The following is a 14,981-nucleotide window of genomic DNA, read 5'->3' on the forward strand; positions in this document are numbered from 1 at the left end:
CACCGTCAGAGCCTCCCGCGCCGACCCGCTCCCCCGGCCCGGCCGGGCGCCGCCGCGATCGCCACTGCCGCGAGCGCCACGGCGGCCCCGATCAGCAGGCCGGTGCTCACACCGCCGGCGAGGGGCACGCCCGCTTCGAGCAGCACCGAGGCGATCAGCTGACCGGCCACGTTCGACATGCTGAGCAGCAGCACGCCTGCGATGCGCACGATCATCGAGGCGACCGCGATGAAGATCACGCCCGACACGCCTCCGAGGTAGAGGACGGGCTGCGTCGGCCAGTGCTGGGGCCATCCCTGCGAACCGACCGAGATCGCCGCCACGACGGCCAGCAGCGCCGTGCCCACCACGAAATTCAAGAAGGTGGCCGTGACCGCGCTCTGCGCTGCGGCCCGCACGAGTCCGTTCACCGCCGACTGCCACGATATGCCGATCCCCGCGATGAACGGGACGATGACGAGCCACGGCGATCCCCCGCCGAAACCGCCCGCGACCGAGATCGCGACGGCGACGATCGCGAGGCCGGTGCCGATGATGCGCCGCGGCGAGGGATCCACCCGGCCGCCCGGCCCGAGCCCCACGCGGTCCATGAGCAGCCCGCCCAGCACCTGCCCGGCGACGACTCCCACGGTGAACAGCGCCACGCCGATCACAGAGGCAACGAGCCCCTGGCTCAGCACGAAGAACGCGCCGCACGATCCCCCCAGGAGGCCCCACACCGGGTAGTGACCGTCGCGCACCTCGCCCACCAGCCGCCGCACCCCGGCGCGCGCCCGACGCGAGCACAGCACGATCACCGCGAGCATCGCGAGCCCCGACCCGAACGAGACGAGGGCTGCGAGGTAGCCGTTGCCGATCTCCTGACTCAGGCCGCCGTTGACGCGCGACTGCGCCGCCATGAGCATGCCCGAGGCACCCGATGCCAGGAGCGCTGCGGGGATGCGAAGCTTCTCTTGCACCCGCACCACCTTACTCCGGGTCGACGTCATATCGTCGCTGAGCGGCGGGGCGATTCGAAGTGCGCTCAACCGACGACAGGGAGCCTCGCACGCCCGGCGGAACGCGCATGCGTCTCCGACATATCGGAGCCCCCTATCGGACTCGAACCGATCACCTGCAGTTTACAAGGCTGCTGCTCTACCAGATGAGCTAAGGAGGCGGGTGGGGCTGTCGCCCCTGTGCAGTCTAGACGACTGCGGTCCGCTCCGGCGCCCTCGGGCGCCGGAGCGGGGATGCTTACTGTCCGTCGGCACCCTCGGCGGCAGCCGAGGCGTCTCCCTTGGCGGAGGCCTCCCCCTCGGCCTTCGCAGAGGCGTCGGCCTTCGCGTTCTTGCCGTTGCCGCCGTTCTTCTGCTCGATCTCGCCCTTGACCTTCAGCAGGTAGCTCTCGAGCGAGCCGTCGCGAGAGGCCAGCCACTGCTCGCCGTTGACGATGACGAGGGGCGTCGAGATGAGGCGCTGCGGCTCGTCGGCCGGCTGCATCTCGCTGCCCGTGCGGTCGGCGGCCAGCTGCGCGCCCTTCGCGAGACCCACGATGCCGGTCTCGGTCGCAGCCTTGGTGTTCGCAGCGACGAAGTCGGCGAAGCGGCGATCCGAGACGCACTGCTTGAGCTTGTCGTCGACGGTCGCACCGGCGGCCTCGGCCTGCTCCAGCAGTTCGTCGTCGCTCAGCCCCTCACTGCCCTCGGCCGGCTGCACCTCGGGGCTCAGCAGCAGGTTGTGCAGCTTGAAGGCGGAGTCGGGCTGCTGCTCGACCACGCAGCCGAACAGGTTCGCGGCGCGCGTCGAGTACTTGGTGCCGAGCGAGGCCGCGTCGAGGAAGTTGAGCGGGTACACCTGCAGGGTGATGTCGCCGCTGCCGACGTAGTTCTCGAGCATGGTGCCGTTCTCCTGCTCGAAGGCGCCGCAGGCGGGGCACATGTAGTCCGCGTAGATCGTGACGTCGAGCGGCAGTTCCTCGCGGTTCACCTTCGGAGCCTTGCGGGTCTCGTCGGGCTGGAGCGCCGGCCCCTCGACGACCTTGAGGTCCTTGCCGAAGATCGCGCCGCCCGAGGCCATGTTCTTGGGGCCGGGGCCGGCGGGAGCCATCGACTGGGCGATCACGATACCCACGATCGCGAGGATCGCGATGACGCCGAGCACCACGCCGCCCTGCACGAAGAGGCGGTTGCGCTTCTCGCGCTTCTGCTCCTTCTCGCGGGCGATGCGGGCCTGCTCGCGGGCCTGCTGGCGTCGCTCGTTCTTGGTCGGGCGAGCGTTCGAGTCGTTCGACATGTGCGTTGAGGTTCTCTCGGTAGGGATCGGGGGTGTGCGCGCGGGGCGCTACTTCTTCTTGTTCGCCCGACGCTCGGCGCGGTTCGCGCCCTCGCCTGCGACCTGTTGACCGAAGGCTCCGCGCTCGGCCTTGGCCTTGGGCTTCTCCTTCGCGGCGGCACCGCTGACGGCGGGTGCGCCGTCTTCATCGGGCGCGCTGTAGCTGAGCTTCGACTGATCGGTCGGCTTCTCCTCTTCGAGGCCCCCGCCCTCGAGGTGCACATGATCCTGGGGCCCCTCGGCCGGCCGGACCTTGACCTCGAGGTTGTAGAGCAGCCCCATGGACTCCTCCTTGATCTGCCCCATCATGCCTTCGAACATGCCGAAGCCCTCGCGCTGGTACTCGACGAGCGGATCGCGCTGGGCCATCGCGCGCAGGCCGATGCCCTCCTTGAGGTATTCCATCTCGTAGAGATGGTCGCGCCAGCGGCGGTCGATCGTCGTGAGCACGACGCGGCGCTCGAGCTCGCGCATCGCCTCGGAGCCGAGGGTCTCCTCGCGCTTCTGGTAGGCGACCTCGGCATCGGAGAGGATCTCGCGGCGCAGGAAGGCCTTGTCGACGCGCGAGGTGCCGGCCTCGGCCAGCAGCTCGTCGACGGTGATGCTCACCGGGTAGACCTGCTTCAGGTCGTTCCAGAGCGCGTCGAAGTCCCAGTCTCCGTCGGTGCCGTGCGAGTCGAGGATGGCGTCGATCGTCTGCGTGCGGAAGGCGTCGATGCGATCCTCGATCGTGCCGCCGTCCAGGATCTGCTGACGGTCGGCGTAGATCGCCTTGCGCTGGCGATCGAGCACGTCGTCGTACTTCAGCACGTTCTTGCGGATCTCGGCGTTGCGCTGCTCGACCTGGCTCTGCGCGCTCTGGATCGCTCGGGTGACCATCTTCGACTCGATCGCGAGATCGTCGGGGAATCCCTCGCGGTTCATGAGCGAGGCCGCAGCACCCGAGTTGAACAGGCGCATCAGGTCGTCTGCGAGCGACAGGTAGAAGCGGCTCTCGCCCGGGTCGCCCTGACGTCCGGCACGGCCTCGCAGCTGGTTGTCGATGCGGCGCGACTCGTGGCGCTCGGTGCCGAGCACGTAGAGACCGCCCGCGGCGATGACCTTCTCGGCCTCCTCTGCGACGGTCGCCTTCACCGCGGCGAAGACCTCGTCCCATGCGGCCTCGTAGGCCTCCGGGTCCTCCTCGGTCGAGAGACCGCGGGCGGCCATCTCCTGGACCGCGAGGAACTCGGTGTTGCCGCCGAGCATGATGTCGGTGCCGCGGCCGGCCATGTTGGTGGCGACGGTGACGGCGCCGAGACGGCCGGCCTGCGCGATGATCGCGGCCTCGCGCGCGTGGTTCTTCGCGTTCAGCACCTCGTGGCGCACGCCCTTCTTGGCGAGCAGCCGCGAGAGGTACTCGCTCTTCTCCACGCTCGTGGTACCGACGAGCACGGGCTGGCCCTTCTCGTGACGCTCCACGATGTCCTCGACGACCTGCGCGAACTTCGCCTCTTCGTTCTTGTAGACGAGGTCGGGCTGGTCCTTGCGCTGCATGGGCTTGTTCGTGGGGATGGGCACGACGCCGAGCTTGTAGGTCGACATGAACTCGCTCGCCTCGGTCTCGGCGGTACCGGTCATGCCCGACAGCTTCTCGTAGAGGCGGAAGTAGTTCTGCAGGGTCACGGTCGCGAGCATCTGGTTCTCGGCCTTGACCTGCACCCCTTCCTTGGCCTCGATCGCCTGGTGCATGCCCTCGTTGTAGCGACGGCCTGCGAGGATGCGGCCCGTGTGCTCGTCGACGATGAGCACCTCGCCGTTCAGCACGACGTAATCCTTGTCGCGGGTGAAGAGCGCCTTCGCCTTGATCGAGTTGTTGAGGAACGAGATCAGGGGCGTGTTCACCGACTCGTAGAGGTTGGTGATGCCGAGGTGATCCTCGACCTTCTCGATGCCCGGCTCGAGCACGCCGATCGTGCGCTTCTTCTCGTCGACCTCGTAATCGACGCCGGGCTCGAGCTTGCGGGCGATGCGGGCGAACTCGGCGAACCAGCGGTTGGCCTCGCCCGAGGAGGGGCCGGAGATGATGAGCGGGGTACGGGCCTCGTCGATGAGGATCGAGTCGACCTCGTCGATGATGGCGAAGAAGTGCTCGCGCTGCACGCGGTCCTCCGAGGTGGAGGCCATGTTGTCGCGCAGGTAGTCGAAGCCGAACTCGTTGTTCGTGCCGTAGGTGATGTCGGCGTTGTACTGCTCGCGGCGCGTGGCGGGATCCTGACCGGCCACGATGCAGCCGGTGGTCATGCCGAGCGCGCGGAAGACGCGGCCCATGAGGTCGCTCTGATAGCTCGCGAGGTAGTCGTTGACCGTGACGATGTGAACGCCCTTGCCCGCCAGCGCGTTGAGATACGCGGGCATGGTGGCGACGAGCGTCTTGCCCTCACCGGTCTTCATCTCGGAGATGTTGCCGAGGTGGAGGTTGGCCCCGCCCATGACCTGCACCTCGAAGGGGCGCAGCCCGATCGTGCGCTTCGCGGCCTCGCGCACCGCGGCGAACGCCTCGGGCAGCAGATCGTCGAGGGTCTCGCCCTTCTCGAGGCGCTCGCGGAACTCGGCGGTCTCGCCGCGCAGCTCCTCATCGCTGAGCTCGGAGAAGGAGCTCTCGAGGCCGTCGACGGTCTTCGCGATGCGCTGCAGCTTCTTCAGCGTGCGGCCTTCGCCGACGCGAAGAAGTTTCTCGAGAACTGACGCCACGTTGTCTCTCCTGTACGGTTCTGCGCGGCCGGCCCTCCGTGTTCGCGAGAGTCGCCGCCGTTGCCAAAATGTGACAACAACTCAGCTTAGCAATCCTGTTCCATGCGATCCCTGTGGATTCGCTACCGCTCTCGGGTTCGAGGGGCGGGAGAGGCGAGGGATCGGAAGCGGCCGGTTGCACGGATGGAACGGCTCGACCCCGGCGCCGCTCGGGGCGCCGGGGTCGAGCCTCGGAGGATCAGCGCAGGTCGAAGCGGTCGAGGTCCGCGACCTTGACCCAGGCCCGCACGAAGTCCTCGACGAACTTCTCCGCCGCGTCATCGCTCGCGTACACCTCGGCGACGGCGCGCAGCTCGGAGTTCGAGCCGAACACGAGGTCGGCTCGTGTGCCGGTCCACTTGCGCTCGCCGGTCTCCTCGTCGATGCCCTCGAAGGTGCGCGACTCGGCGTCGGTGGCGCGCCAGTTGATGCCGAGGTCGAGCAGGTTCACGAAGAAGTCGTTCGTGAGCTGGCCCGGGCGGTCGGTGAGCACACCGTGCTGCGAGCCGTCCCAGTTCGTCCCGAGCACGCGCATGCCGCCCAGCAGCACCGTCATCTCGGGGGCCGAGAGGGTGAGGAGGTTGGCGCGGTCGATCAGCAGGTGCTCGGCCGGCTTGCCGAGGGCCCGATCGCTCTCGTAGTTGCGGAAGCCGTCGGCGGCAGGGTTCAGGTAGCCGAACTGCTCGACGTCGGTCTGCTCCTGCGTCGCGTCGGTGCGTCCGGGCGAGAAGGGGATCGAGACCGCGTGGCCCGCGGCCGCCGCGGCCTGCTTCACGCCCACGTTGCCGGCGAGCACCGTGAGGTCGGCGATCGAGACCCTCTTGCCGCTCGCCTCGTTCGCCGCATCGAACTCGGCCTTGATGCTCTCGAGCACGCCGAGCACGCGGGCCAGCTGGGCCGGGTTGTTGACCTCCCACTCGCGCTGCGGCTCGAGACGGATGCGGCCGCCGTTGGCGCCGCCGCGCTTGTCGCTGCCGCGGAAGGTCGACGCAGCCGCCCAACCGGTCGAGACGAGCTCGCTCACGGTGAGGCCCGAGTCGGCGATCTTCTGCTCGAGCGCCGCGATGTCCGCGGCGTCGATCAGCTCGTAGTCGCGGGCGGGCACGGGATCCTGCCAGACCAGATCCTCGGCCGGCACCTCGGGGCCGAGGTAGCGCGACTTGGGACCGAGGTCGCGGTGCGTCAGCTTGAACCACGCGCGGCGGTAGGCCTCGGTGAAGGCCTGCTGGTCGTCGCGGTAGCGCAGCGAGATCTCGCGGTAGATCGGATCCTCGCGCAGCGAGATGTCGGTCGTGAGCATGCGGGGCTCGCGGCGGCCGCTGAAGTCGGCCTCGGGGACCATGTCGGATCCCGCACCGTCCTTCGGACGCCAGTGGTGATGCCCGCCGGGCCCCTCGACACGCTCCCACTCGTAGGCGAAGAGGATGTGGAAGAACTCGTTGTCCCAGCGCGTCGGGTGGTAGGTCCAGGTGACCTCGAGGCCCGATCCGATGGCGTCCACGCCCTTGCCCGACTTGAAGTCGCTCTTCCAGCCGAGGCCCATCTGCTCCATGGGGGCGCCCTCGGGCTCCTCGGCGACGTGGTCGCCTTCGGGCGCGGCGCCGTGGGTCTTGCCGAAGGTGTGGCCGCCCGCGATGAGCGCGACGGTCTCCTCGTCGTCCATCGCCATGCGCTTGAAGGTCTCGCGGATCTGCAGCGCAGCCGCCAGCGGGTCACCGCTCGCACGCGGCCCCTCGGGGTTGACGTAGATGAGACCCATCATGGTCGCGCCCAGGGGCTCCGCGAGCTTCGCCTTGCCGTCCTCGCCGAGGCGGTCCTCGTCGCCGAGCCAGCTGCTCTCACTGCCCCAGTACACGTCGTCGTCCGGCTCCCACGCCTCGGGGCGGCCGCCGCCGAAGCCGAAGGTCGGCATGCCCATCTGCTCGTGGGCCACGTTGCCCGCGAGGATCATGAGGTCGCCCCAGGAGAGCGACTTGCCGTACTTCTTCTTGACCGGCCACAGGAGGCGGCGGGCCTTGTCGAGGCCGACGTTGTCGGGCCAGCTGTTGAGCGGCGCGAAGCGCTGCTGCCCGGTGCCGCCGCCACCGCGGCCGTCGAAGACGCGGTAGGTGCCCGCCGAGTGCCAGGCCATGCGGATGAAGAGGGGGCCGTAGTTGCCGAAGTCGGCGGGCCACCAGGGCTGCGAGTCGGTGAGCACGTGCGCGATGTCGGCCTTCACCTCGGCGAGGTCGAGCGCTTCGAAGGCGGCGCGGTAGTCGAAGTCGGCACCCTGGGGGTTCGCGACCTCGGGGTTCTTGGCGAGCACCTTCAGGTTCAGACGCTTCGGCCACCAATCGGAGTTGGTGGTGGCGCCGGCTTCGGGCTTGGCCGAGCCCTCGGTCGGGTGCGGCCCCTTGCCGCTGCCGTGGTCGACCGGGCACTTCATGTCTTCAGACAATGCCTGTTCCTTTCGTGGGTGGTGTGGGTGTTCGTGATGGTTGATGCAAAAGATAGTGGATACCGCCGACGCTCATCGAGCGGCCGCTGAGCGCCGGGATTCGGTGGCGCTCGGAACGGCGCCCTCGCGCGCTCCGCCCTCCCGATCGCACTCCTCGCAGATGCCGCGGAAGGTGACCGCGGCCTCGAGCAGCCGCATGCCGCGAGCGTCGTCCGGCGAGAGGCACGGCGCCGCACCGACGACGCAGTCGACGTCCTCGATGCGGTGGCACACCACGCACTGCACGTGATGGTGGTTGTCTCCGGTGCGGGTCTCGTAGCGCGCGCTGCCCGCGTCGGGCAGGTCGATGCGACGCAGGATTCCGCACTCGGTGAGGTCGTGGGCGATGTTGTGCACCGACTGCAGCGTGAGCGACGGCAGCCGCCGGGCGAGCGCGCCGTGCACATCGGCGACCGAGCTGTGCGGGTGGGTGTGGAGGTAGTCGAGCGCCGCAAGGCGGCCCGTGGTCGCGCGCAGGCCGTGCTCGCGCAGCACGTCTGCCCAGTCGGCGGGGGTCGCCAACTCGAGGAGGGATCCCGAAGCGCTCACACCCACATCCTACCCTTATTTTGATTCATACAAAAGTAGAGATCGGGACTTATGCACGCTGATTCAGCGAGCGCCAGCCGGTCGAAAGCAACGGACGTCTCCTCGGTTTCGACTCGGCTCCGCTTCGCTCAGCCGACTGGGCCGGGGAGGCCCGCCCGATCCCTCTCAGCGCCCATGCGCCAGTATGGAGGGATGAGCTGCCGCCGCGGGGAGGGCGCCCTCGTCATCCTCCCCACCTACGACGAGCGCCGCACGCTGCCCGACACCGTCGAAGGCGTGCTGCGACTGCTGCCGGCGGCGAGGATCCTCATCATCGACGATGCCAGCCCCGACGGCACGGGCGAGATCGCCGAACGGCTCGCGAGCCGGCACCCGGGCGTCTCGGTGCGCCACCGCCCGGGCAAGCTCGGGCTCGGAACGGCGTACGTGCTGGGGTTCCGCCACGCCATCGAGCACGGCTACCGCTACGCCGTCGAGATGGACTCCGACGGCTCGCACCGCGTCGAGGATCTGCCGCTCCTGCTCGCCGCCGCCGAAGGCGCGGACGAGGGATCGGCCGAGGGGCCCGACCCGGCGGTCCGCGAGGGATCGCGTTCGCCGCAGACGGGCGCGGGCCTGGTGATCGGCGCCCGCTGGGTGCCCGGTGGCGAGATCGTGGGGTGGGCGCGGCACCGGCGGTGGATCTCGCGCGGCGGCACCGCCTTCGCACGGATCGCGCTGCGCTCGCGGCTGCACGATCTCACGAGCGGGTTCCGGGTGCTCGACACCCGCTGGCTCTCGCAGCTCGACCTCGACGGGATCGAGTCCGAGGGCTACGGATTCCAGGTCGAGACCGCGTGGGAGCTCGAACGTCTCGGCTGCCCGATCGTCGAGGTGCCGATCACCTTCGTCGAGCGCGCGGGCGGCCGATCGAAGATGTCGTACGCGATCGTGTGCGAGGCGCTGCTCGGCGTGCTCCGCTGGAGCTGGCGGCTCCGCTTCCCGCGCAGAGGAGACGGTGGGGACGACAGGGCCTGAGGAGGGGTGCGCCGAGTCGAGCGAGCGTGCCGCCGTAGACGAGAGCGGGCGCACCCACCGGCCTGCACGCAGTGCGGCGCGCAGGCGAAGGGGGCGGAGTCGCCGAAGCGGCTCCACCCCCTTCGCGCGCGACGTCAGCTCTCGTCGGTCAGCGAGATGACACCGTAGTTCCATCCCTTGCGGCGGTAGACGACGCTCGGCCGCTCGGAACCGGATTCGACGAAGAGGAAGAAGTCGTGGCCCACGAGCTCCATCTGGTCGACGGCCTCCTCCACCGAGAGCCTCTCGGCCGGGAACTCCTTCGCACGGATGACCACCGGCGAGTAGTCCTCCTCTTCCTGGCTCGCGACCGGGATCGAGCCCGTCGCGACCGCGTCGATCACCTCCGCGGGAGCCGGCGTCAGATCGACCTCTGCGAAGTCGTGAGCCGCTGCATCCGCCAGCGAGATGCGGCCCCGGCCGCGGCGATCCTGCTTGCGGTCCTTCAACCTTCGGATGCGCTCGAGCACCCGGCCGTAGGCCATGTCGAAGGCCGAATACTTGTCTCCACCCACGGATTCGGCGCGGATCACGGGACCCGGGCCGATGAGCGTGATCTCCACCCGATCGCCGTGCTTCGGACTGCGGTCGCTCTGACGCGAGACTCTGACTTCGAACGCCTGCGCCTTGGGCAGCAGGCCCGCCACCTTCTCCGTCTTGGTTTCGACGTAGTTCTCGAAACGATCGGTGATACCGACGTTCTTGCCGCGGATGTTCACGTCCATGGTGACCTCCCAGGTGACTCAGGCGGGTGGGCCAGTGTGGCGCACCGTTACGCCTTTCCGGAACTCTACCGCGTTCGCCTTCGCGGCTGCCACCTCCCGCTTCCGCAGCTCCTCCGTCGCGCCGCTCGACCGCGCAGAGCACCGCGGCGGCGACCACCGAGGCACCCGCCGATTCCAGCGCCAGCGCTGCCGCGCGCAGGGTCGCGCCCGTCGTCACGACGTCGTCGATGAGCACCACCTCGCGGCCTGCCAGGAGTTTGCCGCATGAGCCCCGTACGGCGATCCTCCGGGCGTTTCGCTCCCTCTCGCCGGCGTCGAGGCCGAGCTGCGCGGTGCGGCCGCGACGAGCGCGCAGCGGTCGCACCCGCAGCACCCGGAGACGCTGGCCCCGCAGCGCTGCGGTCACGAGCATCTCGACATGCCGATACCCCCGCCGCCGCACCCGTGAGCGCCGCGACGGCGCCGCCACGATCAGCGGGGCGGACGGCCCGGCGCACAGTCCCAGAGCCTCGGAGAGCGGCGCGCGCAGGCGTTCCCCGAGCGGCCGGGCGAAGCCGATACGACCGGCGTGCTTGAACTCCACGAGCAGCGCGCGCAGCGGGCCCTCATAGGGGCCGGCCGCGAAACAGGGCACGCCGATGTCGCGCGTGACGACGGGAGAGACCGTGCGCGCCTCGACGAGGCAGGCCTCGCAGCAGTCGCGGTCGACCGCCCCGCAGGCGACGCAGGCGGTCGGCCACAGCAGGGCGAGCAGATCGAGCACGAGATCGCGGGCGATGCGCAAGAGGTCCATGCGAGGGATCCTGCCCGCTCGTGAGTGCGCGGAGAAGGCCCGCGGCGGCGGCTCGAACAACTTCACGCGATCCCTCGCGAAATCGAGCCTGTGGAGGGAGAAGCGGGGTGATTTCGACTCGGCTCCGCCTCGCTCGATCAACGGGGGTGCCGCGCGCGCTCGATCGGCGGCAGGAAGCCCCGGGGCGCCTACCCGCGCTTCGCGAGCACGTCGACGCCGCCGAGCGACTTCTGCCACCCGTTGCCCTGCGACATGTAGAGCTCACCGTCCTCCGAGAGCACGCGCAGCTGCGCGCGACTGCCCCCGCTCGAGATCTGCACCCCCTCGGGCACCGATCCCTGCTCGTTGGCGAAGAGACCGGGCCCGCCGACCGTGATCTTGGCCGCTGCGCCCGCCCCGCTCAGCGCGGCGAAGCGGAGGGGATCGATCCAGTCGAGGTCGAGGGGATCCCCCGTCACCCACATCTGCGCGTCGGCGGCCTCGGTGGTGGCGGTCGGCACGCCCTGGGCGTCGCGGATCACGCCCGCCACGAGCACCGTCCCCGATCCCTCGTCCGCGGGGACGAGGGCCGCGATCCTGCTGCCGTCGGGCGACACGCGCACCGCCACCGCTCTCGAACCGGCGAGCCACGGAGCCGCCACGCGGAGGTTCTGTCCCGACGTACCGGTCGCCAGCAGCTCGCCCGCCGCGTCGACCGTCCAGATGTAGCCGAGCGAGTCGTAGCTCGGCGCCAGCAGCCCTGCCCGCGAATCGACCGGCGTCCGGGATTCCTCCTCGACGCGGCTCACACCGTCGGCGCTCCGCACCGCTGCCGAGCCGCCGTCCGGGGCGAGCGTGATGGCGTTGGGGGCGGCCACGGCGATGGCCCTCCCGATGCCGCCGAGATCGATGAACTCCCCGGAAGCCACGGTGCCGAACGCCCCGTCGCGCAGCACCGACGGGTTCGACGACTCCGCCACCGGCGTCTGCTCCTCGCGCACGTCGGCCGGCAACCGCACCTCGGTGCCGTCGGCGAGCAGGTCGACCCCGCTCACCCCGGAGACCGTGCGCAGGCTCTCCCGCAGCTGCCGGTACATCTCCTCGGTCACCTCGGGGCCCGCGTCGAGCACTTCGCTCGTGAGGTCGATGCGGGCCCGGCCGTCGACCACGGTGACGGCGCCGCTCGCGAGCGCGGTGCCCGGCGGGAAGCCGCTGTGCACCACCTTCGCCATGCGCTCGCCGGGGCCGGCGAGCAGGCCGTTCACGATCTCGGTCGCGATCGCGGCCCGGCTGAGGAACCAGCGGCTCTCGGGCACGAGCCGACCATCCGCTCCCACGAAGTAGAGCTGGTGCGACGACCAGACCGCGGTGAAGGTCGCGCGGTCGAGGATGATGCCCGCGGGCGCCGAGGCGATGCGCCACTCGCCCGCCACCTGCTCGAACTCGAATCGCATATCGGTGCTCGGTCCTGGAGCGACGGGCAGCAGCACGCCCTCGGCATCGACCTTCGCGATCGCGTCGAGCTCGAGCGCGCCCGCCGTCTCGCCCTCCGCGGTGTACGGGCGGCTGCCGTCGTCGATGAGCACGCCGTACGACGGATCCCACTGATCGGCGTATCCGGGTACCAGGAACTCGCGCGCCACCGCGTAGTCCTCATCGCTCGACGCGGCGGCCTGCACGAAGCCGCGCACGATGTCCTCCTGACTCGATCCCGCGACGGGGCCGAGCGGATTGAACTGCACGTACTGCTCGGCCTGGCGCAGATCGGAGAGCCCCGGCTCCACCGGCCCCGAACCCGGCACCGCCTCGCAGCCGACGAGACCGATCGCGACGACCGCGGCGAGCGCCGCGACCGCGATCCCCCTGGGTCGCGCGCTCATCGCCTGCCCTCCTTCGGGCGGGGTCCCGCCCCGGATCCCTCGCTCCTCGAACTCCACAGCCGCGGCCTCCGCAGCCAACCGCCGGTCGCCTTCGGATCGCCCTCCTCGGCGAGGATCTCCTCCGGCACGAGCGTGAGCGGCGACACGAAGCTCCTGACCCCCTCGCCGCGCGGCAGCGTCAGCCGGAACACGGAGCCGAAGCCGAGCCGTGACCACGCCTCCAGCACGCCGCCGTGCACCGTCGCATCCTCGCGGGCGATCGCGAGGCCGAGGCCGGTTCCACCGAGGGTGCGCTTCCGCGAGGGATCCGCTCGCCAGAAGCGGTCGAAGACGTGCTCGAGATCCTCCTCGCGCATGCCCACGCCCGAATCCCGGACGGTGACGGCGACCGCCGAGGCGTTGGAGTCGATCGTCACGATCACGGGCTCCCCCTCCCCGTGCTCGATCGCGTTGCCCACGAGGTTGGAGATGACGCGGCGGATGCGGCGCGCGTCGACGTCGATGGTGACGTATCCTCCGAGCGGCCGCACCTCGATGACGCTGTCGGAGAGCGGGCGCAGGCCCTCGACGACCTCCTCCACGAGGGAGACGAGGCCCGTCGGCTCCGTCTCGAGCGTGACGCGGCCCGCGTCGTAGCGGGAGATCTCCAGCAGGTCGGCGAGCAGCGACTCGAAGCGGTCGATCTGGGTGCCGAGCACCTCGACGGCACGCTGCTGGCCCGGCTCGAGCCCCCCGGAGGAGCTCTGCAGCACCTGACTCGCGAGGCGGATCGTGGTGAGCGGGGTGCGCAACTCGTGGGAGACGTCGGAGACGAAGCGCTGCTGCATCTCGGAGAGGGTGTCGAGCTCCTGGATGCGGGTGTGCAGCGTGTCGGCCATATCGTTGAAGCCGTCGGAGAGCATGTCGAAGTGCTCGTCGTTCTGCCGCGACATGCGGGCGTCGGATTCGCCCGCCGCGAGTCTGCGACTCGCGGCTGCCGCCGCACGGATGGGACGGAACACGATTCGCGTCATGATCCACACGAGCACGCCGATGAACGCCATCATCGCGGCGGCGGCGATGAACAGGGTGCGCTGGATGAACGCGAGCGTCTGCCTCGTATCGTCGAGGTTGTAGCCGATGAAGAGATCGTAGACGCCCGCGCCCGCCGGCAGGGTGAGGCTCGACGCGACCACGATGCCGACGGACGGCGTGCCGTCCTCCGCGACGAAGGTGACCGCCTGCCAGTGCTGCGGCTGCTCATCGGTGACGAGGGCGCGGGAGAGCTCGGGCGTCACGGCGTCGACGAGCACCGGGTTCGTCGTCGAGGGCGGCGGCGCCTCGGGCAGCGGGGCCTGCCCCGGCTGCCTGCGCAGATAGACCATCTGGCTCGCCGAGGCGTCCTGCACAGTGCGCCGTACGTTGCCCACGAGGGTCGAGAGAGCGCTGCGGTCGGAGGCGTCCGAGGCGTCGATGAGGCGCTGCGCCGCGAGGGTCGCGCGCGCCGAGTCCTGCAGCGACTGGTCGCGCCTCGCCGCGTAGAGGTCGCCGCCGATGCTCGTGAGGATGAAGACGCCCGAGACGAGGACCACGAAGCCGGTGACGAGTCCCGTGATCGTCATGGTTCGGACCATGAGGGATCGCCGCCACCGCGCACGGAACGGGCCGAGCACGGGCTGCGTGACGCGCGTCCAGCGCAGCCGCAGTCTGCGGAGGGCGAGCGAGAGCCGAGAGCGGCCGGCGCGGGTCACGACCCCGTCCACCTATTCGACTGGCGCGCCCGCGCGGTAGCCCACCCCTCGCACCGTGGTCACGATGGTCGGACGGTCGGGATCCTGCTCGATCTTCGCCCGGAGACGCTGCACGTGCACGTTCACGAGCCGGGTGTCGGCCTTGTACTGGTAGCCCCACACCTTCTCGAGCAGCACCTCGCGCGTGAAGACCTGCTGCGGCTTGCGCGCGAGGATGACGAGCAGATCGAACTCGAGCGGGGTGAGCGGGATCGGCTCGGAGCCGCGCCGTACCTCGTGCGCCGAGACGTCGATCTCGAGGTCGCCGACGCGCAGCGTCTCGCTCGCGTCCTGCTGCGGTTCGCGCAGGCGCGCTCGGATGCGCGCGATCAGCTCGGCCGGGTTGAAAGGCTTGACCACGTAGTCATCGGCGCCGGCCTCGAGCCCGCGAACCACGTCGCGCGTATCGGTGCGCGCCGTGAGCATGATGATGGGAGTGCCCGACTCCGCGCGGATGCGCTCGCAGACCTCGATGCCGTCGAGGCTCGGGAGCATCACGTCGAGCAGCACGAGATCGGGGCGCATCTCGCGAAAGGCCTCGACGGCCTCCGCGCCGTCGGCCGAGTGGCGGGTCTCGAAGCCCTCGGTCTGCAGCACCATCCCCAGCATCTCCGCCAGAGCTCGATCGTCGTCCACGACCAGGATTCGCGCACTCATGAGTCCCATTAT

The 14,981-nt window shown here is 70.0% G+C and carries 12 protein-coding genes, 1 tRNA gene and 1 pseudogene; 3 read left to right on the forward strand and 11 right to left on the reverse strand.

Translation table 11 applies throughout. The features are described from left to right. Positions 1 to 5: 5 nt before the first annotated feature. The 6 genes from J4H91_RS08380 to J4H91_RS08405 form a co-directional block, all read right to left on the reverse strand. Positions 6 to 959, reverse strand: coding sequence for a DMT family transporter (locus J4H91_RS08380; RefSeq protein ID WP_341783486.1), 954 nt, complete (start codon positions 957 to 959; stop codon positions 6 to 8). Between the two features lie 127 nt (positions 960 to 1,086). Further along, positions 1,087 to 1,159, reverse strand: a tRNA-Thr gene (locus tag J4H91_RS08385). Positions 1,160 to 1,236: 77 nt separating this feature from the next. After that, positions 1,237 to 2,274: a DsbA family protein gene (locus J4H91_RS08390; RefSeq protein ID WP_208045815.1), complete on the reverse strand. Its 1,038-nt coding sequence runs from the start codon at positions 2,272 to 2,274 to the stop codon at positions 1,237 to 1,239. 48 nt (positions 2,275 to 2,322) lie between these two features. Continuing rightward, on the reverse strand, positions 2,323 to 5,046 hold the full coding sequence (gene secA / locus J4H91_RS08395; protein WP_208045816.1) for a preprotein translocase subunit SecA: 2,724 nt from the start codon (positions 5,044 to 5,046) through the stop codon (positions 2,323 to 2,325). Between the two features lie 238 nt (positions 5,047 to 5,284). Then, positions 5,285 to 7,510, reverse strand: coding sequence for a catalase/peroxidase HPI (gene katG / locus J4H91_RS08400; protein ID WP_208045831.1), 2,226 nt, complete (start codon positions 7,508 to 7,510; stop codon positions 5,285 to 5,287). An 84-nt stretch (positions 7,511 to 7,594) separates the two neighbouring features. Continuing rightward, positions 7,595 to 8,110 (reverse strand): Fur family transcriptional regulator, encoded by a 516-nt coding sequence (locus J4H91_RS08405; RefSeq protein ID WP_341783487.1) that lies wholly within the window; start codon positions 8,108 to 8,110, stop codon positions 7,595 to 7,597. A 192-nt stretch (positions 8,111 to 8,302) separates the two neighbouring features. Here J4H91_RS08405 and J4H91_RS08410 point away from each other — a divergent pair, with 192 nt between their 5' ends. After that, positions 8,303 to 9,127 carry a polyprenol monophosphomannose synthase gene (locus tag J4H91_RS08410; protein ID WP_208045817.1) on the forward strand — a complete coding sequence of 275 codons (825 nt, stop codon included), beginning with the start codon at positions 8,303 to 8,305 and terminating at the stop codon, positions 9,125 to 9,127. A gap of 134 nt (positions 9,128 to 9,261) precedes the next feature. Here J4H91_RS08410 and hpf read toward each other — a convergent pair whose 3' ends face one another. After that, positions 9,262 to 9,891 carry a ribosome hibernation-promoting factor, HPF/YfiA family gene (gene hpf, locus J4H91_RS08415; RefSeq protein ID WP_208045818.1) on the reverse strand — a complete coding sequence of 210 codons (630 nt, stop codon included), beginning with the start codon at positions 9,889 to 9,891 and terminating at the stop codon, positions 9,262 to 9,264. Here hpf and J4H91_RS15535 point away from each other — a divergent pair. Next, entirely contained in the window at positions 9,890 to 10,159 is a 270-nt protein-coding gene (locus J4H91_RS15535; RefSeq protein ID WP_243752804.1) for a hypothetical protein, read from the forward strand. The genes hpf and J4H91_RS15535 overlap by 2 nt on opposite strands. Here J4H91_RS15535 and J4H91_RS15975 read toward each other — a convergent pair. Then, positions 10,079 to 10,303: pseudogene (locus J4H91_RS15975) on the reverse strand (hypothetical protein); the annotation flags it as partial. The gene J4H91_RS15535 and the pseudogene J4H91_RS15975 overlap by 81 nt on opposite strands. 156 nt (positions 10,304 to 10,459) lie before the next feature. Between J4H91_RS15975 and J4H91_RS15540 the strand changes: the two are divergent. Next, positions 10,460 to 10,708: a hypothetical protein gene (locus tag J4H91_RS15540; protein WP_243752805.1), complete on the forward strand. Its 249-nt coding sequence runs from the start codon at positions 10,460 to 10,462 to the stop codon at positions 10,706 to 10,708. A 164-nt stretch (positions 10,709 to 10,872) separates the two neighbouring features. Here J4H91_RS15540 and J4H91_RS08425 read toward each other — a convergent pair whose 3' ends face one another. From J4H91_RS08425 to mtrA, 3 genes are read right to left on the reverse strand one after another with little or no spacing between them, the layout of a single operon-like run. Continuing rightward, positions 10,873 to 12,543 (reverse strand): LpqB family beta-propeller domain-containing protein, encoded by a 1,671-nt coding sequence (locus J4H91_RS08425; protein WP_208045819.1) that lies wholly within the window; start codon positions 12,541 to 12,543, stop codon positions 10,873 to 10,875. Continuing rightward, positions 12,540 to 14,273, reverse strand: a complete 1,734-nt coding sequence (gene mtrB / locus J4H91_RS08430) for an MtrAB system histidine kinase MtrB (RefSeq protein WP_208045820.1) — start codon at positions 14,271 to 14,273, stop codon at positions 12,540 to 12,542. The genes J4H91_RS08425 and mtrB overlap by 4 nt, the downstream gene beginning before the upstream one ends. A gap of 12 nt (positions 14,274 to 14,285) precedes the next feature. After that, the gene (mtrA, locus tag J4H91_RS08435; protein WP_208045821.1) at positions 14,286 to 14,969 is read right to left on the reverse strand and encodes an MtrAB system response regulator MtrA; all 684 of its coding nucleotides are present in this window, start codon (positions 14,967 to 14,969) and stop codon (positions 14,286 to 14,288) included. Positions 14,970 to 14,981 lie beyond the last annotated feature (12 nt).

It is taken from the genome of Leucobacter ruminantium (assembly GCF_017565705.1).
Lineage (GTDB): Bacteria > Actinomycetota > Actinomycetes > Actinomycetales > Microbacteriaceae > Leucobacter > Leucobacter ruminantium.